This is a genomic window from Thermogutta sp. (genome assembly GCF_014359955.1).
Taxonomy (GTDB): domain Bacteria; phylum Planctomycetota; class Planctomycetia; order Pirellulales; family Thermoguttaceae; genus Thermogutta.
On the sequence record NZ_JACIYL010001068.1, the window covers coordinates 1 to 1,165 of the forward strand.

The 1,165-nt window shown below is 57.4% G+C and carries 1 protein-coding gene; it reads left to right on the forward strand.

Annotation, left to right across the window (positions count from 1 at the left end; translation table 11 throughout):
- Nucleotides 1-49: 49 nt before the first annotated feature.
- Nucleotides 50-1,165 (forward strand): alpha-L-rhamnosidase N-terminal domain-containing protein (locus H5U08_RS19410; protein WP_297037017.1); only part of this gene is annotated, 1,116 nt, incomplete at its 3' end.

Genomic DNA, 1,165 nt, shown 5'->3' on the forward strand with positions numbered 1-1,165 from the left:
TGTGCATCCAGCCAAAGGCCAAACCCTTGATTTTGGAGATTGTCCGTGGGTGTGGTATCCGGAGCAGGGAACCAATCCTCGGGAAAAAGCCCCCGCCGGTCCACGGTATTTCCGCAAGATTCTGGAGATTCCAGAAGGGCGCACCATCAAGCGTGCACGATTTCTCATCACCGCCGATGATTCGTTCGAACTCTTCTGTAACGGCCAGCCAGCCGGTCGGGGAGGCGGATACACCTCGCCACAGCTAGCAGACATCACCAATCGCGTCCACCCTGGCCGCAATGTTTTGGCAATTGTGGCAACAAACGGAAGTCCCTCGCCGGCAGGATTGGCAGGGCGAATCCGCATCGAGTTTGACCGGGGCGATCCTCTGGAATACGTAATCGACGACACGTGGAAAAGCAACCAAAAGGCCCAGCCGGGCTGGAACCGGCTCAACTTCGATGACAGTGCCTGGCCCCAGGCGATCATCGTCGGCCGAATGGGAGACGCCCCCTGGGGGAAAATCAGCGCCGAAGGGCTCGACGTCCTCGGGTGCGCGCTCTTTCGCAAAGAGTTCCAGGTGACCAAACCCGTCCGTAAAGCCACCCTCTATATGAGTGCACTGGGAATCGGCGAAGCCCATATCAACGGCCACCAGGTCGGTAAAGAGTTCTTCGCCCCTGGGTGGACCGATTATCGGAAGCGGGTCTATTACAACACTTATGACGTAACTCAATTGGTGCGACAGGGAGAAAATGCGATCGGTGCCATTCTGGCAGCCGGGTGGTACGCCGGTGCGATCGGTTGGAAGAGCGAGCGGTTTCACTTCGGACGCGATCCCAAGCTCTGGATGCAGTTGGAGATTGAAACCACTGATGGAGAGCGCCAGGTGGTGATCACCGATGGTTCATGGAAAATGACCTTCGGCCCTCATCTGGAAGGGGAGTTTCTCGCAGGGGAAACATATGATGCTCGTCTGGAGATTCCGGGCTGGTCCGAGCCGGGATTGGATGTTTCGCAATGGAAGGCAGTGCGAGTGGCCGAAAATGTATCGGCCAAGCTCGAAGCGCAACCCGGCGTCCCGGTTGTGATCACGGGAGAACTCGAGCCAAAGAAAATCAGCCAGCCGCGTCCAGGCGTTTATGTGTTCGACCTGGGACAGAATTTTGCTGGAATTGCCCGG